Source organism: Zavarzinella formosa DSM 19928 (assembly GCF_000255705.1).
Classification (GTDB): Bacteria; Planctomycetota; Planctomycetia; order Gemmatales; family Gemmataceae; genus Zavarzinella; species Zavarzinella formosa.
Genome location: NZ_JH636440.1, coordinates 1,141,435 through 1,162,250, shown reverse-complemented (window position 1 = coordinate 1,162,250; position 20,816 = coordinate 1,141,435). Strand labels below are relative to the sequence as shown.

Here is a 20,816-nt window from a genome sequence, read left to right as displayed (position 1 = left end):
GAAAAGGGCGAATCAACGGGTCAAATCCGGCTTTGCGATGTCTGTCCCCAAAAGACGGACTCATCCCGCGAACCCCCTCGCCATCACGAAGAGGGGGTCGCCAACTGATCCCTACGACACCACGGGGGCGGTGTTCACCGTGAGGGAAGCCGTTTCGATGGCCGCGCTGAAGGCGGTCGTCTGGGCGGTGTTGAAGGTCGTGAAGTGCGACCCCACCGACTGATCCCACGCCTTGTACTTGAACGTCGTTGTCCCGCGGAAATTCGCGTTGGGCAAGAACCGCACAAGATCGGTCGAGGACAACAGAATGGCGTTGGCCGCGGTGACTCCGCCAAGCGACTGCCAGGAGGTCCCGTCGAAATACTGCCACGTCCCGTTTGTGTTGTCCACAAACGTCACGGCGATTCCGTGTCCCTGACCCGCGACCACTCCGATATCCGGATCGGTCACGGCTGTTCCCAGCAGCGTGTCCGGGGTGATGCCGACAGGGTTGCTGTCGCCGACGGCCACGTTGGGCAGTTGCACGTTCGGCGTGATGTCCAGCACCGGCCGGGTGTTGACCGCCGGATTCACGATGGTGATCGTCGCGGTTTCCGTCGCCAAACTCAGAGCCCCCTTGTTGACGGTGGTGGAGGCCACCGTTCCCGAGGCGGGCACCAACAAATTCGTGCCGGGCGTCTGGTCCCAAGCCCTGTAAGTGATCGGCTCGACCCCCACAAACGTCGGGTTGGGCACAAACCGGAGGAGGTCAAGCGGCTGGAGGAACAGTGCGTTGACGGTGCTTACCGTCGGCACGTTCACCCAGATGCCCGAACCGTTCAACTGGTACTGCCATTGTCCGTGGGTGGTGAGGGCCTTGGTGAGGGCGATGCCCTGCAACGCCCCGGCATCCACGTCGGTGACAGCCGTGCCCAGCAGGCTGGCCACGGTGTTGCCGGCGATCAAAGATTGGTCCGTGCCGGCGAGCAGCGAACTCAGCGCCGGAGTTGGGGTGATGCTCAGCACCGGCACGTCGTTGACCGGCGAGACGGTGACGGTGGCGGTTTCCGTCGCCGAACTAACGGACGAGGTTCCGCCCGTCGTGCCCGGCAGGGAGAGATTGGCCAGTTGGCCCGCTGTTCCCTGCGTGCGGTCCCACGCCCGGTAGCTGATGGTGGCGGTTCCGTTGTAATTCAAGTTCGGCAGGTAACGAATCCGGTCCGTGTCCTTCAGGAGCAGGGCGGTCTCCAGGGCCACGTTGCCCATCGGCTTCCAAACGGTCGTTCCGGTCGGCAGGTATTGCCACACGCCGGTGGCCGTTCCCGTCAACCCGGTGACGGCGATCCCCTGGAGGGCGCCCACGTCGTCGGTCACCGCTCCGCCAAGAATCGCGGACACCAGCGGGGCCAGCGGCGACACCGGCTTGCTGTCCTCCGGGATCGTGGGAAGCGTGACCACGGGGGCGGTGTCGAGGATCGGGGCCGCGTTCGGCGCGGGAGCCGGCAACGGCGGGGCCACCACTTGCAACTTGCCGACTTTGATGCCGGTGCTCAGGGCCGTCGAAGCACCGACGAAGAACTGGCCGGCGGTGCCGCCGCCGGGGGAGCGATCCCACGCCTTGTAGGAGATGGTCGCCGTCCCGGTGAAGATCCCGCTGGGCGAGAACCGGATCAAATAATCCGGGTCCAGCAGCAGAACCTTGGTGGCGGTGACCCCGAAAATGGGCGTCCAGTTCGGATCGAGCGGAGCCTTGTACTGCCACTGGCCGCCGACCGTGCTGACCGCCGTGACGGCGATCCCCGGAACCGTGCCGACATCATAGTCGGTGACGGTGGCGCCGATGACGGAGGCCACCGTGTCGCCAACCGGGCCGGGCGGATCGACATTGTTCATGTCGATCGTCGTCAGGTTGCTGGGCGCCGCCGTGTCGAGGATCGGCCGGTCGTTGACCGGCAACACCCGGACGGCGAGGAAGTCGCTGTTGAGGCTAAAGGCACCGTTGCCGCCCAAGACGCCCGGAACCGTCAGGTTCGCCGTCTGTCCGAAGGTGCCGACGCTCTGATCCCACGCATAGAACTTCAGGTAAACTTCCCCGTATTGATTGGGGGCGGGGACAAAGCGAACCTTGTCAACGTCCCGCAGCAACCGGGCCGAGGTAAGGCCGACGGTCCCGAAGTTCAGCCATGTCGTTCCGTTGTTGATCGAATACTGCCATGTGCCGTCGATCTCGCCGCCGGTCCCGACGATGGCCAGCCCCTTCTTCGCGGAAGGACCGTCACCGTCCGTGACGAGATTGGCGGTGATCGGCTTCAGGTTGGACCCGGTGTTGGTGGTCTGATCCTCCTGGATGGTGTTCAGGATGGTGACCACGCGGGCCGTGGCGGTGGCGGAATCCACGCTGAAGGCCGTCGATCCGCCGGTGGCGTTCACCAGCGTCAGGTCGGCCGTGCCGCCGGCGACGTGCGTCGGCACATCCGATTGATCCCACGCCTGGAACGTGAGGGTTGTCTGGCCCCGGAAACCCGTGTTCGGGATGTACCGGACACGATCCTCGGGCCGGAGCAGGCGGGCGGTCGCCGACGTCACCGTTGACAAGTCGAGCCAGGTGCCGCCGTTGTTGATCGAATACTGCCACGAGCCGGTCTGCGAGCCGGTCACGCCGGTGACGGCGATTCCACGGGGATCCGTGAGATCCTGGTCGGTGATGGAATTCGCAATGAGATCGGAGACCAGCGTCCCCGCCGAGGTGGTGGTGTCCACCCCGACCGGGAGCAGTTCCAGATTATGCGGATCGGTGAGCACCGGCGCCCGGTTCACCCCGATGAGGATGAAGAACGTCTGCGAGGAATTGTCCACGCCGCCGTTGGCGATGCCGCCGTTGTCGCTCAGGGTGACCGTGACCTGGACCGTGCCGGTCGCGTTCGTGGCCGGCGTGTACGTCAACTGGCCGTTCGCATCAATCGCCGGTTGTTGCGAGAACAACGCGGGATTGCTGTTCGACGTGCTGAACGCCAGCGACGGGAACTGGTTCGACTCGTTCGCCGGACCGGCGCTCAAGTTCGTCGCCCATCCGGGGAAGGTCTGGGGACCGGCGTTCTTGGGCGTGTAAATATCAGGCCCCTTGGTGAACGTCGGCGGGTCGTTCACCGGGTTCACGACCACCGTGAACGTCTGGAAGGTGTTGTTATGCCCGCCAAAGGACGTTCCCCCGTTGTCGAACACCCGGACGGTGATCGTGATCGGGCTGACGCTGAACTGATTGGGCAATGGCGTGAACGTCAGGGTGCCCGTCGGGTTGGCGCTGGTGTACGTGATCACCGGCGTCGGGATCACGAGCGGATTGCTGGAGACCGCGGTGATGGTCAGCACTTGTCCGCCGCCGTCGCCGTCGGCGATGCCGGTCAGTGGGACGCTCGTCGCCCCGGAGTCCTCGTTGACCGTGATGGCCGACGGGGTGATCGGGTCGAGCGTCGGCGCGTCGTTGACGGGCCGCACCGTGACCTTGAATGTCACGGTGTAGGTGTCATGGCCGCCGCCGAGCGTGCCGCCGTCGTCTTTCACGATGACGGTGATGGTGACCGGGTTGCCGGGCGTGGTGAACTGGTTCGGCAACGGCTGGTAAGACAGCGTGCCGAACGAATTCGCCGACGTGTACGTGATCGTCGGGTCCGGGATGATCGACGGATCGGACGAGATGGCCGTCACCGTCAGGTTTTGCGTCAGTTCGCCAGAACCGGCCGTGATTCCGGTGAGATTGATCACCTGGGGCGCCGGCAACTGGTCTTCGTTGATTGTCTGGTCCGCGATCGGGTCGAGCGTTGGCGTGTCGTTCGGCGTGACCAGGCCGATCTCCCAAGTTCCGCGACCGAGGGTCGTGGCGACGAGGAGGTTTGGTAGAACTTGCTGGCCGGTTTGATCGGTGATCGTCGTGTCGTTGCGGCCGGTCGCCGAGACGACATTGCCGACGGCCAGATCCAAGTCGGTGATCTTGACGTTCGGAAGCCCGCCGCCCTGATCGACGGCGTTCGTGGTGTTGTCGGTGAAGCGAATCCACGAGAGACCATTGTCCAAGCTGCGGAAGACCCCGCCGTCGCCCCCGGCGTACAGGACCGGCGTGCCCGGCGTGGCAAACGTGAGCGGCCGCCAGTCGACCGCGATCGTCGTGAGCTTCTGCAACAGGGTCGTCTGGTAGGCCGCCCCCAGTTGATAGGCTTGTCCGGTGATCGAGAACAGATTGCCGGTGATGTTCTGCCATTTGTTGACTTGCGGATCGGTCGAGGTCCAGTCTTGCATGAAATAGACCCCCTTGTCCGTCACGGCATAGGCCGAGTTGCTGCCCCGGACGGGGTTCGCGATGATCTTCAGGACCGGCGAGCCGTCCAGGCCGGTGGAAATGCTCTTCCACGTCGGAGCCAGCACGTTCCCGGTCTTGACGAAGATGTGTCCCCCGTTGGTTCCGGCATACAGATAGTCATTCAGGGTCGGCGGCGGGTCGCCCGCCTGCGGGATGACCGGGGCGCCATAGGCCACCGCGCCCGCATAGGTGAAGTCCAGGTCGCTCGGCTCGGCACTGACGAACCAGTTCAGGCCCTGGTCCACCGTGCTGAACAGACGGCCCACGTTGGAGCTCATGCTGATGCCGTTGCCGTCGATGGTGTTGACGGTGAATTTCTTGACCGCGTTGGTCCACTGGCCGAATCCCTGGGGATCCGACCCGGAGTTCTGGAACAGACCGTTCGTGCGGCTGATCGGCACGCCGCCCTGCTGCTGGATCTGGAAGAAGTCAGTCGTCGGATCCCCCGCGACCTGAATGTCGTTGATCCGGCGAAGAATGTAAACCGTCCCCGACCCGGTGGGGTCGGTGGCGACGTAATTCGCCCGGCCGTCCCGGTTGACATCATCCCACGTCTTGGTGCCCGTGGAATTGAGATCGTTTTGGGAGGCATAAACATCGCCCAACCGCCGGGCCGCCCCGAGGATCAGCGAATTGGAAATGCCGGCGGCCAGATAGCTGGGCTGGACGTCCCCGGAGTACAGGCGGGCCACCTGAATGTTTCCGTTGCGATTGCCGTTGACCTGAAGGTCCGTGTAATCGGTCATCGGCAGGTCGGTGTTGTACGTGCCGACGGCGTTGCGAGAGCCGTTGATCGGCAGATTGACGCGGTCTGTGTTGGTCAGGTCGTTGGACAGGTTGGTGCGGTTCCCGAGCAACTGGTTTGCCTGGTTGATCCCGTCCTGCCGGTTGAGCGTGCCGTCGTCGTTGGAGACAAACGTGCCGATCCCCTCGTCATGCCCGTAGATCACGCGGGCCTTGCCGGTGAGCGGGTCAACATAGGTCACGATGTTGGAAACCCAGTCGTAGTCGTTGCCGCCCTCCACGATCGCATTTGTGGCGGCGTCGGTCTCCGTCGGCCGACGGTCGATCTGAACTTCCGTCCAGGTGATGTCTCCCCCGTCATTGGTGAAGCTGCCCAAGGCGCTGCTGAAAATCGTGGTGTCTTGCAGGAACGGTTCGTACGGGTTGTACTTCAGGTTCAGGAAGTTCCACGATTTTCGCCGGGTCGCCGATAGGGCGGTGTCATAGCCGCCGCCAACGGGCGTGTTGCTGTCCAGAACCGGCGTTCCCCGCGTGGTGTCGTTGCGCACCAAACCACCGCCGCCGGTTCCCGAGGTGTTGGCGTCACTCGTGCTGGAATATTCATTTCCGGTGGTGTCCGTGTGTGAATACAGCTGGAGCTTGTACGGATCATTCACCTGCGTCATGTCGATGCGAATGATCCGGTCGGAGCCGACGTACAGGATGTTCGGGTCGGTCGGATCCAACGCGAGCGTGAGCGAGTGATTGGCCGCGTTTTGAGCCACGCCGTTGACGCTCGCCCCGGAGAAATAGTTATTGGTGGTGAAGAGGCCCGGAAACTCGATCTCGATGTCATTGCCGCCCTGCGAATACCCGCCGGTGTCGGTGAGCTTCAGCTTCGTCCAGTTGTTCAAACCGGTGGCGCCGGTTGAAACACCGGCATCCTTGGTGACATAAATCCCGTCCAGTCGGCCGTCCGGCGTGGCGACCGCCGCCACGAGCCAGCCCTTGTAATAATTATTGGCCAGCGGATTGTTGGGCTGGTACAGCGGGGTGGCCAGGACGATTCGCCCCTTGGCGCCGTTGGGCGTGCCGGAGTTGCCCACGGGGACCGAACCCGAGACGCCGTTCTGATTGACGGTCGGCCGTCCGAGACCGCCGTTCAACAGGGTGAAACTCACACCATTGGCGACGTTCAGATTAGTGGTGATCAAAATCCCGACACCTTGAACCCCGACATACCCGATGGTCGGCCGGTTCAGGGTGTTGGGCTGGGCGCTCCCCTCGCCAATGGCGAAATCCGTCACGTCATTGCCGGCGGGATCGCGGTAAATCTGCGTCCAGGTGTTGCCGCCGTCAAAGGTTCGCCAGAGGCCGGCCACATTGTCCGTCGCCGGGGTCGAGCCACGTCCCACCGCCGCGTACATGATCAAGGGGTTGGAGTTGGGGGTGAGTTTCTTCTCGACAACGACCTTGTTGATGACGGCGCCGACAAACAGGTGATTCCGCTTGGGGTCCGTGACATCCAGATACTGGGCCGGGGTGTTGGCGGGCGCGTTCGTCGGAACGTCAAAATTCTTCACGCTGTCGAGGATGTTCCACGTCTTGCCGGCATCGTTGGAGATGAGGAAGCCGACGCCATCGTACCGGGAGGTGCTCGGATTGACCTGATCCGCCTGATCGATGAGGTTCAACGCCGACGAACCGGTGCCGACGATGATCTTGGTCTGGAGCGGGTCGCCGGTTTCGTTGACCACCGTCAGCGAGCCGACGTTGATGGCCGACCCGTAGCGAGTGATGTTCCCGTTGGCGTCGCGAATGACCTGGTTCGGCCCGAAGTCCGTCAGCGGAACCCAATTCGGTCCCGCCGGATCGCGGGTCAGGAAGTTCGTCGTCCGCCACACGCCGCCCGAGGCCCCGGAGGCATAGACGGTGTTGCCCGACGGATCGGAGGGATCGACGGCGATATTGCTCACCCGGCCGGCGGTCGTCCGCGACGGGTCGGAAGGTTCCTGGGAGACGTTGGTCGTCGGGGTGATCGGCAGTCCGGTCACCGGGTCGATCGGCGTATGCCCGCCGTTGATGCTGGCCCCGGAGATCGGGTTAAAGGTGTCGCCCCCGGAGGTGTTGCCATCGGGGCCGACGGGATTCCAGGATTTGTTCCCGGTGGTCGTCAGTTCGTTCGAGAACGTGACCCGGTAGCCGAGGGACGTTTGGTCCGCGATGGGGTCGCCCAAGCCATCGCCGATGACATACTTGTTGATCGTGAGGGCAAACTTGGAGACGTTGGCGACGCTGGGTCCGGTGTTTTTGATCTCCAGATTCCAAGTGCCGCTCGCCAGAATGCCGTTGAGCTGGGCCAGGGGTTGGGTGGGGTTGTTCGACCCGCCCGCCCCCGCGAAACCGTTCTGCACCGGCGCCGTCGCGGAGTCGTCGAAGGTCACGTCGGTGATCGAGGACGTGCTGCCGGTGCGCGGGGCGTTTTGGAACAGGAGAACCTTGATGGTCCCGTCCGGGGAGACCAAACGGGCTTCGAGATCCCGCATGGTCCGGCCGGCGGCCACATTCGCGGACAGATTGGCCGTGATCTTTTGGATTTGATACCCGTCAGTCAGCCCGTTGATGGTCAACGGGATGCTGACCGTGCTCAGCGCGGGAATGATGGTCGGAACCGATGGCGTGGGCGAGGCGGAGTAGGACTGCGGAATCACGGTCGCGCCCGGAGGCAGCGGGAACACCGCCGGCGAACCGTCCAGCACGCTGACCCCGGCGTTGGTGTCCTTGTCCATCTGGTTGCCGGACACGTCCGAGATGTTGCTGCCAATCTGGATCTGGTAATCGCCCGGCAACGGCTGTCCGGGGAATGCGATCCGGAAATACTGCGAATTCCCGGTGATGATCGTTCCGCCAAACGTGTCGATCGGATTGATCGTCACCCCGGTCAGCGGGATGTCTCCGTTCGGCCCGATGATGCGCAGGATATCATCCGGATCGTTGACCAAGTCAAGCGGATTGCCGCGAGTGAAGGTCGAGGAGTTCATGACCCGGTCGAACTTCACGTCGATGTAGGTGGCCGCCGAATTGTAAACAACGTTTTCCGGCGACGTGGTGTGCCCGGTCACCGACGCGGGGAACACGGCGGGCGTGAGCGGAAGATACGGCGGCTCGACTTTCGTCGGGTCAACCGGCGCCCGGGGCATGAAGATCCCGGTGTTTGTGGCGACATCGCCATCCTTCAGGACGATGTCGTACTTGCCGGAGGGTTCCAGGTTCGTGAAGTAAATGCGGAAATACCGGGAATTGACGGACGACCGGGTGCCGCCAATGTCCGTGATCGGCAAAACGCTGATCGGGTTGTTGGGATCGGCGACCGGGATGTCGCCCGCCGGACCGGTGATCTGGACCAGATCGGCGCTGGTGAAAGTCGAGGCATCGACGACCTGCCCGATGTCCACGTCGATGAAGTCGGCCGAGGGGGTCTGCGTGGTCTGTCCGACCAGCAGGTTGGGGAACGGAATGGGGGTGGCCGTCGGAGTGGTGATCGAGGTTCCGGCGGGATTTCCAAGTTTGACCTGATACTGGCCCGCGCCCAACTGGCTCGTGTAGTGGATGCGGAAGTACCGGGAATTCGTGGTGGCCGGGAGAAGCGGATTGCCCCCGAAGCCCGTGACGGGCTCGATGGTGAGAGCCGGGGAAATCGTGAGGGCGCCCGACGGGCCGGTGATGCTGGTAATGTCCTGCCAGGTGAACGACGAGGTATCGACGACCTGCCCCAAATCCACATCGAAGTAGTCGGGGTTTTGGACCATGATCTCCGTGTTGACGACCCGCGGCCCCGGAACGACGATGGGCATGGCCTGATCGGCGAACGGAGCCACGAACGGCCTGATCAGACCGTTTGAGTTCGGTTGCGGCGTCGGGACGGCATACACATCCTGAACGTCTTCGTTTTGCAACGAATTGCCGTTCTGGTCCATCAGGTTCCCGCCGGTCAGCACGGGGGTGCCAACATTCAACTGAGTGACACTCAGAGACCAACTGTCCAGTTGGCCCTGCACGCCGGCCGCCCGGTCTGTCATAATCAGGGTCCAATTGCCCCCCTGAACGCTGGACTTGAAAGTGGCCAGCGAACCGACGGCCTGGAAAGTCCCGGTGTAGGGGGCGACCGAAAGCACATCCGTGATGGCGGTTGGCGCGGCATCATCGAAAACAGTGTTGATCATGTTGCCGCCGGACAGATCACCCGCATTGAAGAGCTGGATGATCTGACCGTTGGGAGCGCGCAACTTGAATTCCAAGTCGGACAGGCGCGTGTGCGTGACGTTGATTTGAAGAGTCACCACACCCACCACGGCCGAAGTGAAGCCCGCCGGCGGAACCGGGTTCGGCATTTGGATTGTGGAGGTGACCGTCGTTTGCACGGAGCCCAACTGGTCGGTGAGCGTCACCGGAGCCTGGGGCACGCCAAGGATGGTCGTGGCGTTTCGGGTGGTCGTCGCCCCCAGACTGCTGGGAATCTGGAACGACCGGATGCGATCCGAAATGCTGCTCGAATCCGTGGCGCCGTATTTGCCGGATTCGTATGGTTTGAGCGGATCGGTGTTGAGCCGCCCGATCGTGTAGCTGTAGGTGCCGGCCTGTCCCGCGTTGGCCGCCGGTTCCGGATTGGTGAGACGGACGAGGAATCGCTTGGAACCGTAATGCGTCCCAAGCACCGGGTCGATGTAGGTGTCCAGTGGCTGGATCGTCAGGCCCGTGATTCGACGGCCGCCGACGGTCGAATCTTCGTTTGAAGCCCGGTATCGAAGATCGATGTCGGCCGGGGTGAACGTGCTGGGATCAATGACCCGGTCGAATTCCACGTAGAAGGCGTCAAAGACCTGGCCGTTCGCGGTCGGGACGTTGTAAGAAATCGTCCGCGTCGTCACCAAACTGTTGATGGTCGGGAAGTTGTTCAGGGCGACCCCGCCCGGCGTGGTGAGGAAGCCGTTGCGAAGGTTCAGCTTGTAAGTTCCCGCAATGGCCGAGGTCGGCAAGCCGATGCGGAAAAACCGGGAGTCGACGCCGGGGGTCACGGAACCGCCGATCGCGTTGATCGGATTGACGGTCACGGCCTGCGTGATGGAGAATAGCTTTCCATTCGGATCGAAGAGTTGTCGAATGGCGTTGAAGTCGAACGTCGAGGATTTGGCGACCACACCCAAATCCACGTCGATGGTGTTGTCATGCAAATCATCAATCTGCGCCGCGCCGAGAACCACGCCGGAATCCGACCCGACAATCCGGGGACCGGAGGCGATCTTCAATTGTTGGGTGCGGACTTGGGCGATTTTCTGATCGACGTTTCCGGTGTAAAGAAGCTTGACCACGCCGCCGTAGGACACCAGCCCCATGTTGTTGCCGAAGACTTCGTTGCCCGTGATCGATGCCATTGCCGGACCGTTGGAGGGGACGTATTGCACGGTGTCGGACTTGGTGTTGATCTGATCGTAAGTCGTGTCGAAAGGATTGACGGGAGACGCCTTGGAAAACTCGATGGTTCCCAAGGGAGTCCGGGTCGGATCAGGCTCGAAGGCGGCGCCGTTTATGGACGTGGACAGCATCGTCAGCGATCGTTTGCCGGTCGGATCCTGCGCGTTCGAGTACGAACTCACCAGCACCGTCCCGGTGGTTGGATCGACGGTGATCTTGGGATTGAACAAACCGGTGTTCGTGTCCGCGGTGACGGGTCCCAAAATGGTGGAGGGCAGCACCGGGCCGCTCACGTCGGAGGCCGTCGAACTCCAGAGCAGGCCGTCGTCATCGCTGTAAATCACCTGGGTGCCGCCGCCGTTGAAATAAGCCGCGTAAATCCGGTTCTGATAGGGGCTGTAAAGCCCGAGCGTGTTGTCCGTTGCCACGGAGACGCTGGCGCCGAGACCGGCCGGATTGGCGACGCTGGCGGTCGGGTTGCCCGTCCCGGAGAAGTTGTTCGCCGCAACGCCCGCCCCGGTGGCCGTTTCAGCGCCCGGGCTGACCGAACTGTCCGTGAGGTCATCCTTGAAATCTTGGGAGATTTTGATGCCGGCCCGGGCAATCTGCCGGAAGTTTGGCGCCGGGCTGCCGCTGTATCGGAAGTCAGTCACAACGATCGTCCAGACTCCCCCGCCGCCCGCCAATTGGGCCGCCGTCATGCCGCCGAAAACCGTGTCAAGCGAGCCCCCTTCCGGCTTGAACGAGCCGGCGAAGCCGTTCACGGCGGTGGGGTCGTTGATCCGTCGGGCGGCGTTGTCCTCAAACGTGGTGCCGAAATTAAAGGCGTTGCCGTTGCCGTCGGTCTTGAGGCGTCCCAAATCGGTTCCGCTGATCCCGTTGCCGGTGTTGTTTCCCCCGGCGTCGAGTTTGTTTCGCACCAAGGTGATGGATTTGCGAAGGGGGTTGATGGCGTATGTGCCGGGCCCGCCCGTCGTCACGGGGACGGCCGCCGCGCCGAGAGCCGGATCCGGGGGGGCCACCAAGTCAATTTTGAGTTCGTCCAGGGAGTTCGAATACAGAGCCAGCGTGACCGACAACTTGTCCAGACGGGTGATGAGCGGGTCCGTCGGCACGGTCAGGTCATACGTCGTGATGTTGGTGATGTGAATCGGCGAGCCGTTGAAGGCGTCGTTCAACGGCTGGAAATTGTTGGTCCAATACTCGACCGATTCGGGAGTCTCCAAGGTGACATCCTGGCCGGGGACGTCGTTGGCGGTGTTCGTGCTGAAATTATAAGAATCGGCGTAAAGGTTGTTCAGCACCGTGCCGCTGAACATGGTGATCATCTTGCCGCCGGAATCCGCGAGGCCAGCCCGGCCTTGGGTGAACACAATCTTGGGGGCGGTGTATTCCTCCCCGTTGCCTTGGTAATTGCCGCCGGTGATCAGATTCGTCCTGTTATCCTGGTTGTTCACCAAGACCTGCGGGCCGAAATTTTTGCCGCCATCCTGGGAGACCGTCATCCGAATTTTGCTGCGAACAAACGTCGCATCATTTCCGCTCGGCACAACATCAAACGTGTTCCAGGCGACGAAAACCTTCACTTTGTCCGCAGTGGTCTGCGTGGCCGCGAAAGGATCGGTCTGGGTGCGGTCCGCCACGTTGGGTTTGTCGGCAATGGCGTCCGCCGAGTTATCGGTGAAGCTCGCCAGGTTGGTGTCGATGGCCACGGTCGGGTTGAAGACCGCGTCCGTCCCGAGCCACTTGTACAACGTCTTTTCGTTGCCCGAGGTGCCTTGGGCCTGGACGGTGGAACTGCCGTGAATGGTCCCGTCGGGGTTGTTGATGTTCTGTTCGATCGGCGTGCCGACGAAACTGTACTTCCGCAACACCAACCGGCCGGCGGTCGAGCCGACGTTGTGTTCCACATACGTCAGGTACACATTGTGGAAGTTGTCGTAGGCGACCGCCGGATTGCTGACGTTGGAGAACGGAATGAATCCGCCGCTGGGAGAGGCGGCGTTCTCGTCGTTGCCGTTTTGGATGGGACCGCTGTTGCTGGTCCAAGTTTGGCCGGCATTGCCCGAATAAATAAAGCCAATCCGGGAATTGCCGCTGTTGTCCATGTATTGGACGGCGCCGAACAATTGATTTGGATTGGTGGGGTCGGCGACGATCGTCGGGGCGATTGTCCCCGTGGCGGTGAAACCGGTGATGGCGATGCCGGTGGTGCCGACGGAGGTAGTCGTTGTGTAATCAATCACCGGCCCGATGAGGGTGGCGGGGACTTCCCGGTTTTCGAGCGTTTCCAGAATGAGCGATTGGGTGCGGACGGATGATCGACGGGGTGAATTCCCGGCCTGTTGAAAATACTGACGACGCAGCCGACGGGTGATGGACTCGAAATTCATGTCGATCTCACTCTGTGACGTTGCGAGCGGCCCAGGCGGGGGGACACTTCACCGGGAGTTTGGGGCTCCCGGCCGGGGTACAAAAGATAATGGCTGAAGCACCGGCCAACCCAATTTCTGCGCGCCTGTCAGAATTAACGGCCTTGTTATTCGCCTTACCGATTGAGTGCGGACAGGGGCACTGTGGAGCAATGAGTCCGAGAGATGAAAACCCCCAGAAACACTCAATACGGTAGAGAGATACAGGGTGTCAAACGGGGTGGATAATTCGCCCCTTCCGGGACGGCCGATGTCAATTAAAGGGCATCTTACGCGACCTCGTCAAGTTCACCCGGCCAATTTTCCCTCCCAAATCAACCAAGGCTGATTCCAAAGGTACGAGTGATTGGTTTGAGCCGGATTCATGGGGGGCGCGAATGCGGGCGCGCGGCTACCCGCATGGGATATCACGCCTTTTGAAGTGGGAATTGGTGGCCCCGTATCGAGAGAGACGAGGCAAGCGGCCAATCAGTTTCCTGACAATAACCAGAAAAATCAGATTCTTCGATCTGGCTGGCGGAATCGCTTCCTTTGTCCGACCAAGTGTCCGCTTCACCGACTGTCGGATCGGCGAGAATCTTTGGCAAATCGAAAGGCGGGTTTGCCGGTGATGTCCGTACTGGCGAAGCTCGGACACCAGTACCGTTCGACATGCTCAACAACGCGGTCGGTGCCGTCGAAGTGTGTCCCGCCCGGCGGGCGTTCCGGGTTATACATGGTGTCCGTCATGTCGCGAATGAGGGCCACGTTCTTGCCAAGCCTCACCATCTGACGGATGGCAAACGGCCTACCCAACACGCACATATTCAGGTGGACGCCACACAGAATCACGTTGTCAATTTTGCGGGCCGCCAGAAGATTCCATGTTTCCTGGCCGTCGTCCGTGATCGCGTCCGCGTCGGCGATCTTGATGGCCGCCGTTTGCCGGGTCCACGGCGAGCGGATTTCGCATTTGTCCTTGCAATCGCAACCCATGTCCGAGTCGTCGATTGGCAGCACGCCCTCGCGCTTCACATCAGGCCAGTTCCAAGCCGTGCCCCAGCGGGGGCTGTTTGCCAACGGAATCGGCGTCGCGGCAAACGGGGCTTCTTTCGCCCGTTTTCGTTGCGGCGTGTCCTTGTAAAAATTCGTGCAAGTGCTTGGGGAGTGAATGATCAAAACGCCGTGGGAACGGGCGGTTTCCAACATCTCGTTCATCGGCCCGGCCAGTTCGCCGACCCGGCTCGCGGCCGACTTGCACCAGTGATCGTCCCACATGTCGCACACGATGATCGCCGTTTTCTTCGGATCCCATGCCGCTTTTTTCTCCTCGGCAGCCGCAGGCAATTGACCGGGCAACGCGGCCCGTGAACGAAGCGTGAGTTTCAACGGGGAGTCTTCGGCCATGACGCGGGTTGCCGGATGAAAAATGAAAACAACGGCGAACACAACAGACACTTGGTTTGCAAGACGGAGCATCGGAATCTCCACGGTCGGCGCAGGCAAAGGGGGCAGATGGAAACGATATTGCCGGATGATCCGCCACGCAAGGAGGAAGCGTTCTCGCCTTGATGTTTCGGGAATGTTACACTGCCTGCGAGACTCAACCCGGAGACATCCCGAAAATGGATCGATTTCTGCGAAACCTGACAATCTTTGCGGGGTTTATGGTTCCGGTGTTGTCCGTCCCGGCGGCTGAGCCAACGGACAACGAACAAATCACCCACAACACCGCCGAGCTGGGGAACCAGATTCAAAAGCTCCGGTCCGGCCCGGCGCGCTCTCCGGAACAACAAGACCTTTTGGCCGACGCGGAGATTTTCCACAAGGGTGTCTTGTGGGCGTTGCGATACGAACCGAAGCTGGAACCGGCCGATGTGGCCATCGTCAAAAAAGCCTTGCAACGTGGCCTCGCGCGCACGGAGATGCTGGCGGCGGGCAAACAATCTTGGGGCGAACGCAAAGGGAAACTCGTCCGGGGTTATGTCTCGGCCGTGGATGGTTCCGTCCAGCCATACGGGGTGATCGTGCCTCGCGGGTACGATCCTGCCAAACCGATCCGGCTTGATGTCGTATTGCACGGCAGCAGCAAGCCCGTCGGTTTGAGTGAACTGCGCTTTATGAATCGTTTCGACGAGGGGGACGGCCCGTCGCCGAACGCGCCAGAGGCGAACCACATCGAACTTCACCCGCTCGGCCGGGTGGAGAATTGTTATCGCTGGTCCGGCGAAACGGATGTCTTCGAGGCCATCGAAGCGGTGTGCCGACAATACAAGATCGACCGTGACCGGATCGTTCTTCGCGGCATGTCGATGGGCGCCTCAGGCACATGGCATCTCGGGCTGAAGCACCCGGATCGCTTTGTCGCGATCGGGCCGTATTGCGGCTATGTGGACACCTTTGAATTTTCACGAACTCCTCTCGCAAATTTCGTCAAAGTTGGCCCATTGCCGGCTCATCAGGAACAAGCCCTGCACATGCTCGACTCCATCGACTACGCCGCCAACGCGGGCGTGGTCCCGGCGATTGCCTGCATGGGGGAGAAGGATGTGTTCTTCCAAGCCCACGTGCTGATGGGCAAAGCGATGGAAAAGGAGGGCCTGAAAATGGTCAACCTGATTTCGCCGGGGACCGGGCATGTCATCGACCCAAAGACATTTGCCGAGCAGATGCGGCAAATCGGCGAGTATGCAAACAAGGGACTGGACCATGCTCCGAAGCACATCCGCTTTGTCACCTGGACGTTGAAATACGCCGATTGTCATTGGCTTCGCGTGTTGGGGCTGGAAGAGCATTATCGCCGGGCCGAGTTGGAGGCCTCGATTGCGGAAGACGGCTCGGTCGATATGAAAGAGCCAAAAAACATCACCCGTTTCGCCCTGTTGCCGCCGGTGTTGCAAGGGCCGAAGCCCAAGTTGCGCGTTGGCGGCGCCGACATCGCGTTACCGGCCAACATCAAGAAGGCGGTGATCGGCCGCCAAGACGGGAAATGGGTTTGTCTCGGCGAATTGGACATCACTCCCCTGCCCGGCAAACGGCCGGGACTTCAGGGGCCGATTGACGACGCCTTCACCGCCCCGTTCTTGTGCGTTCGCGGCACCGGCAAGGCATGGAACCCGAAAGTGCAGGCGTGGTCCGAGGCGAACCTGAAGCGGTTCGAGTACGAATGGCATCGCTACTTTCGCGGCGACGTGCGGGTGAAGGATGACACGGCCGTGACCGATGCGGACATCCGACAGTTCAACCTGATCCTCTTCGGCGATCCGGGAAGCAACAGCCTAATGAAGCGGGTGATGCCCAAATTGCCGGTGCAATGGACGGCCGAGGAATTGAAGGTCGGGGCCGAACGATATGCCGCCGCCGAACATGCGCCGTCGTTCATCCAACCCAATCCGTTGGCCGACGGGAAATATGTGGTCATCAACAGCGGGCACACCTTCCATGAAAAGGAACTGGCCCTGTTGAATTATCTGTTGTTCCCAAGGCTCGGCGATTGGGCCGTGATGAAAGTCGGCGACAAGATCCCGGCGAATCCGTCGCAACCGCTCGACGAAGAAGTGATCCGGGCTGGTTTCTTCGACGAGCGGTGGCTGCCGGCCAAGTGAGGAAGCCTATCGTCCCTTCGATGCTCCCCGCCGCGGCGCCCCGCCCCCGCCGCCACCCATCGGCTTTTGCGAAGGCTTGGCGGCGGCATCCTCGACCCGATGCGCCATCCCCTTGGAAGAAGACGACTTCGGCAGGGCGATGGACTGCGTGAACATCCGAGCGGCGGCCGATTTCATCGTGGATGACTTCTCGACAACAACTTCAGCTGGTTTCGGCGCCGCAACAACCGGCGTCGGTTTCGCCTCGGCGGCGATCGGCGTCGGCTTGACCTCGGCGACAGCGGGCGCCGGTTTCACTTCAACGACCGGTTTCGGCTTGGCTTCCACAACGACGGGAACAGGCTTCGTTTCCGCAACCACCGGCTTGGCCTCGGCGACAACCGGCGCCAGCTCTTCTTTCACCGATTTCGCGGCGATCTTCGGCTCTTTTTTCGCCGGTTTCGCAACCGCCTTCGGGGCTTCGCTCACGGGTTGGACAACCGGCTTGGCCTCGGCGGGCGGCGTCTCGGGGACGGCGGCTTTCGCCTTCTGAACCTTGCTCTTTTTCTCAGTCATACATGGTGCTCCCTCGGCACGCCGACCGCCGGAGGGCGGCCCCGCGCCAATGGATATTGTCACAATTCCCCGAAGGTTCGGCCCGTCCGGCCGCCGGATTTTGGCCAAATCCCGATATGCGTTTGTTGATGCAAATTACTGATTGACTCGCCGGATCATCCGGGTTACGATCCAAACTCCTCTCATCCTTACCTGCCGTGCCTTCCCTCTAAACAACCGGGCGAAAGCACGTACCCAACTTTTGACCAATGAGGTTCCCATGAACCGTCGGTCCCGGCACGCGTTCACGCTCATCGAATTATTGGTGGTGATTGCGATCATCGCCATCCTCATCGGGCTTTTGTTGCCCGCCGTGCAAAAGATTCGCGAAGCGGCGAATCGAATGAAGTGTTCCAACAACCTCAAACAAGCCGGTCTCGGGTTGCAAAACTTCCACGACACCCAAGGCAAACTTCCCCCGGCCTATAACTACAACGGCACGACCGACATTTCCGAGGCGACCTGGCTTTATTTCTTGTTGCCATACGTCGAGCAGGACAACCTTTACAAGACGGGCAACCTCGCCCAGAATTTCGGTTCCCTTCCCAACCAGAACAGCACGATCTCAGCCGCCATGCTGCCGGGCTACAGTTGCCCGTCGGACATCCCCGGCAATCTGGCCTTGGGTTATTACGGCAAGGGAAATTACGCGGCGAACGGTGGCATCGGCCCGATGACCTCAAACTTCACCAACGCGGCGGCCTCCATCACCACGCCCGGCGTCTTCACCATCAACACGCAGATCAGCCTCACGGACATCACGGACGGCACGACCAACACCGCGATGGCTTCGGAACTCCGCAAGGTAAACGGAGATGATTTTCGGGGCGTCATGCACTACCCCGAGGGGCCGATTTACCAACACAACCGCACGCCCAACACGTCCACTCCGGACGATTTTCGGGCCGGGTCGTGCATCTCGACCCCACAGGTTCCCTGCTATGGCGCCTATACCGCCTACAACAACCGGGCCGTGATTATGTCGGCCCGCAGCAACCACACCGGTGGTGTCAACGTGGTTTTGTGCGACGGCAGCGTGCGTTTCGTCACCAACCGGGTCAGCCAGTCAACCTGGCAGGCGCTCGGAACGATTTCCAATGGCGAAGTGCCCGGCTCCGACCTCTGATAATTGTGATGGTTTCTCTCCCGTTCCTTTTCCCGGAAGAATCGCGATGAACGTGTCTGTTGTTCTCATGGCCTCGCTGGCCCTGACCATCGGGGCCGAACCCAAGCCCGAGCAGTTGGCCAAGGTCCGCGAGGAATTGAAAAGCCCCAAGGTCGAGGTCCGGCTGGCCGCGATCAAGCAACTGATCCACTCCGATCTTTCGGATCACCTGAACGCGGAAATGCAGGCGTGCTTCAAAGACACGGATGGTGATGTCCGCTCCGTCGCCGCGACGGCCGTTGGCAATCTCGGGGCGAAGGCCGAAGGAGCCATTCCGGCCTTGGTCGCCCAGTTGGGTCACGACAAGTTCAAAGAGGCAAGAGAAACAGCGGCCCGCGCCTTGGGCCGCATCGGCAAGGCGTTGCCGGAAAACCATGACGCCGAGGAACCGCTTCGCAAGGCGGCGGCCAACGACGAAGACCCGGTCACGCGCACCGTGGCCCTCGGAGCGCTGGCGATGCTGAACAAGGACGTTCCCGGCCAGATCATTGCCCTGCGAAAATACCTCCATCATGATGAAATGTTGGTGCGCATGAAAGCCGCCCACGCCTTGGGGATGATCGGCCTCCCCGCCAAGTCCGCCGCCCCGGAAATCGCGGAGATTTTGCCGAAGGAAACGGACGGCCATCGTCGCGGCTACATTGCCCGCTCCCTCGGCAACACCGGCGACCCGAACTCGCTGCCCGTGCTGATGAAGGCCCTCAAGGCCGAAACCGATGATGCCGCCAAGGGAGAGATGCGCGGGGCCATCCAGAAACTGGGCGGAAAGCCGTAAGCCGTCTTTGTTGGAGATTCATGGCGGGGGATTGCTTCCCCGCCTGTTCACACTTCATGAACATCGTGCAGCACGCCGGGGGGAATGCACACGACAAGCACTTTCAAATCTCCCCACGCCCGGTGTTTCATGCCGCGAGGCACGTAAACGACGACACCTTCGTGAACCTCGATTTCCGAGTCATCCAGCGTCATCCGGCCTTTCCCGCCGAGGATGTAATAGACCTCGTCAGTTCGTTCGTGATAGTGCAATCGGGCGTCGGTGATCTCCAGATGATGCACTTCGGCGGCCGCCTGATCGTTCTCCTCAAGAAGCGGCCGGATCTGGCCGCAGGTCTCGGCCCACGGTTCCACGTCGGAGATTTCACGTCGAATAAAGGGAGAAGTTGTTTGCATGGGATGCTCGTGAAAGATCACGTTCGACAACGAAGCCAGCGTAACGTGGCCGCCAACCCCACGCAAGAAAACACCCGAAAGTTTCCGGGCCTCGCCGGTTTCTTGTTTTTTCGCGGAGACCGGCCCGTTAAGCTGTCAGGCTCGGACGAACCCCCGGCGGGTTGCGGATCCGGTCCAATCTCTCCCAATGGAAACAGATCATGAAACAGCGTCTTCTCCCGATGCTCTTCCTCCTCTCGGCCGCCACGCTGGCCACCAGCCCGGCAGTCGCGGCTGACCCGGTTCCCAAGCACCGCATCATGTTCTTCGAGTACGGCAAGGGGCCAAACCGGCTGCTGGAGTTGGATGCCAATGGCAAAATGGTTTGGGAACACAAGCCGCCAAGCATCGCGGTGATCTTCGAGGTATTGCCGACCGGCAATGTGCTGTACGCCTACGGCGGCAACCCCACCGGCGTCCGGGAAGTGAACCGCAAAGGCGAGGAAGTCTGGAACTATGTCAGCAAGTGCCCGCAGGTTCTCGGATGCCGTCGGCTGGCCAACGGCAACACGCTGGTCGCGGAACAGGGTCCGTGCCAGGCCGTGGAAGTGAGTCCCAAGGGCGAAGTGGTCCGGGTAACCCCCCTGACCACCACGATCAAAGAATATCATCTGCAAGTCCGCAACATCCACAAACTGGACAACGGCAACATCCTCGCCGCCCATGAGGGAGAAGGGGCCGTCCGGGAAGTGGACGAGAAGGGCAAAATCGTCTGGGAGTACACCGGTGTCGAAAACGCCGGCGATGCCCGCCGGTTGGCCAACGGCAACACCCTGATTTCTTGCGGCACCCAGAAGCGGGTGATTGAAGTCACGCCGGAGAAGAAAATCGTCTGGGAATTCAACGCCAAAGACGCGCCCGAACTCAACCTGACTTGGGTGTCCAGCATTCAACCGCTGGCGAACGGGAACATCATCGTCGGCAATTTTCTTCGCAACCAGGAAGGCAAAGGGGCTCACGTCTTTGAAGTGACCCGCGAGAAAAAGGTGGTCTGGAAATGGGAGGACCACGCCCTCATCAAATCGCTGACCACCGTTCGCGTTCTGGATTAACGAGACTGTTTCCCGACATGACCTTGAGAGTCATCCTCTCGCGAGGCGAGAGGATGGCGATTCTCGTTTAACGCCGTTGATGTTGAACATCCCGGCGAAGTTGTTCCAATTCGCCGATGATCCGGTCGAGCCGACGCTCGAAATCACGCAAGCCGCCCGCAACCGATCCTTGGTGATCCCCGCCGCCCGGACCGAAGCCCCGCGGCGGTTGCGGCCCGCGACGGGGGCCGGGGCCGAAATCCGACCGGTGCG

8 protein-coding genes are annotated in these 20,816 nt (G+C 61.3%); 4 read left to right on the top strand and 4 right to left on the bottom strand.

Annotation, left to right across the window (positions count from 1 at the left end; genetic code table 11):
* Positions 1–111: 111 nt before the first annotated feature.
* Together BGIM_RS0116155 and BGIM_RS0116150 are read right to left on the bottom strand one after the other, a co-directional pair.
* On the bottom strand, positions 112–12,921 hold the full coding sequence (locus BGIM_RS0116155; RefSeq protein WP_020470791.1) for a proprotein convertase P-domain-containing protein: 12,810 nt from the start codon (positions 12,919–12,921) through the stop codon (positions 112–114).
* Positions 12,922–13,512: 591 nt separating this feature from the next.
* Positions 13,513–14,418: a cysteine hydrolase family protein gene (locus BGIM_RS0116150; RefSeq protein WP_020470790.1), complete on the bottom strand. Its 906-nt coding sequence runs from the start codon at positions 14,416–14,418 to the stop codon at positions 13,513–13,515.
* A gap of 146 nt (positions 14,419–14,564) precedes the next feature.
* Between BGIM_RS0116150 and BGIM_RS0116145 the strand changes: the two genes are divergently transcribed.
* Positions 14,565–16,544, top strand: coding sequence for a prolyl oligopeptidase family serine peptidase (locus BGIM_RS0116145; protein WP_193788986.1), 1,980 nt, complete (start codon positions 14,565–14,567; stop codon positions 16,542–16,544).
* A gap of 6 nt (positions 16,545–16,550) precedes the next feature.
* Here the strand turns inward: BGIM_RS0116145 and BGIM_RS0116140 are convergent, their stop codons facing one another.
* Positions 16,551–17,099, bottom strand: a complete 549-nt coding sequence (locus BGIM_RS0116140; protein ID WP_020470788.1) for a hypothetical protein — start codon at positions 17,097–17,099, stop codon at positions 16,551–16,553.
* A gap of 259 nt (positions 17,100–17,358) precedes the next feature.
* Between BGIM_RS0116140 and BGIM_RS0116135 the strand changes: the two genes are divergently transcribed.
* Together BGIM_RS0116135 and BGIM_RS0116130 are read left to right on the top strand one after the other, a co-directional pair.
* Positions 17,359–18,264 carry a DUF1559 domain-containing protein gene (locus BGIM_RS0116135; RefSeq protein WP_020470786.1) on the top strand — a complete coding sequence of 302 codons (906 nt, stop codon included), beginning with the start codon at positions 17,359–17,361 and terminating at the stop codon, positions 18,262–18,264.
* A 46-nt stretch (positions 18,265–18,310) separates the two neighbouring features.
* Positions 18,311–19,078 carry a HEAT repeat domain-containing protein gene (locus tag BGIM_RS0116130; protein ID WP_020470785.1) on the top strand — a complete coding sequence of 256 codons (768 nt, stop codon included), beginning with the start codon at positions 18,311–18,313 and terminating at the stop codon, positions 19,076–19,078.
* Positions 19,079–19,125: 47 nt separating this feature from the next.
* On the opposite strand, the gene BGIM_RS57610 is transcribed toward BGIM_RS0116130, so the two are convergent.
* Positions 19,126–19,473: a cupin domain-containing protein gene (locus tag BGIM_RS57610; protein WP_020470784.1), complete on the bottom strand. Its 348-nt coding sequence runs from the start codon at positions 19,471–19,473 to the stop codon at positions 19,126–19,128.
* A 200-nt stretch (positions 19,474–19,673) separates the two neighbouring features.
* Between BGIM_RS57610 and BGIM_RS0116115 the strand changes: the two genes are divergently transcribed.
* Positions 19,674–20,564 carry a beta-propeller domain-containing protein gene (locus BGIM_RS0116115; protein ID WP_020470782.1) on the top strand — a complete coding sequence of 297 codons (891 nt, stop codon included), beginning with the start codon at positions 19,674–19,676 and terminating at the stop codon, positions 20,562–20,564.
* Positions 20,565–20,816 lie beyond the last annotated feature (252 nt).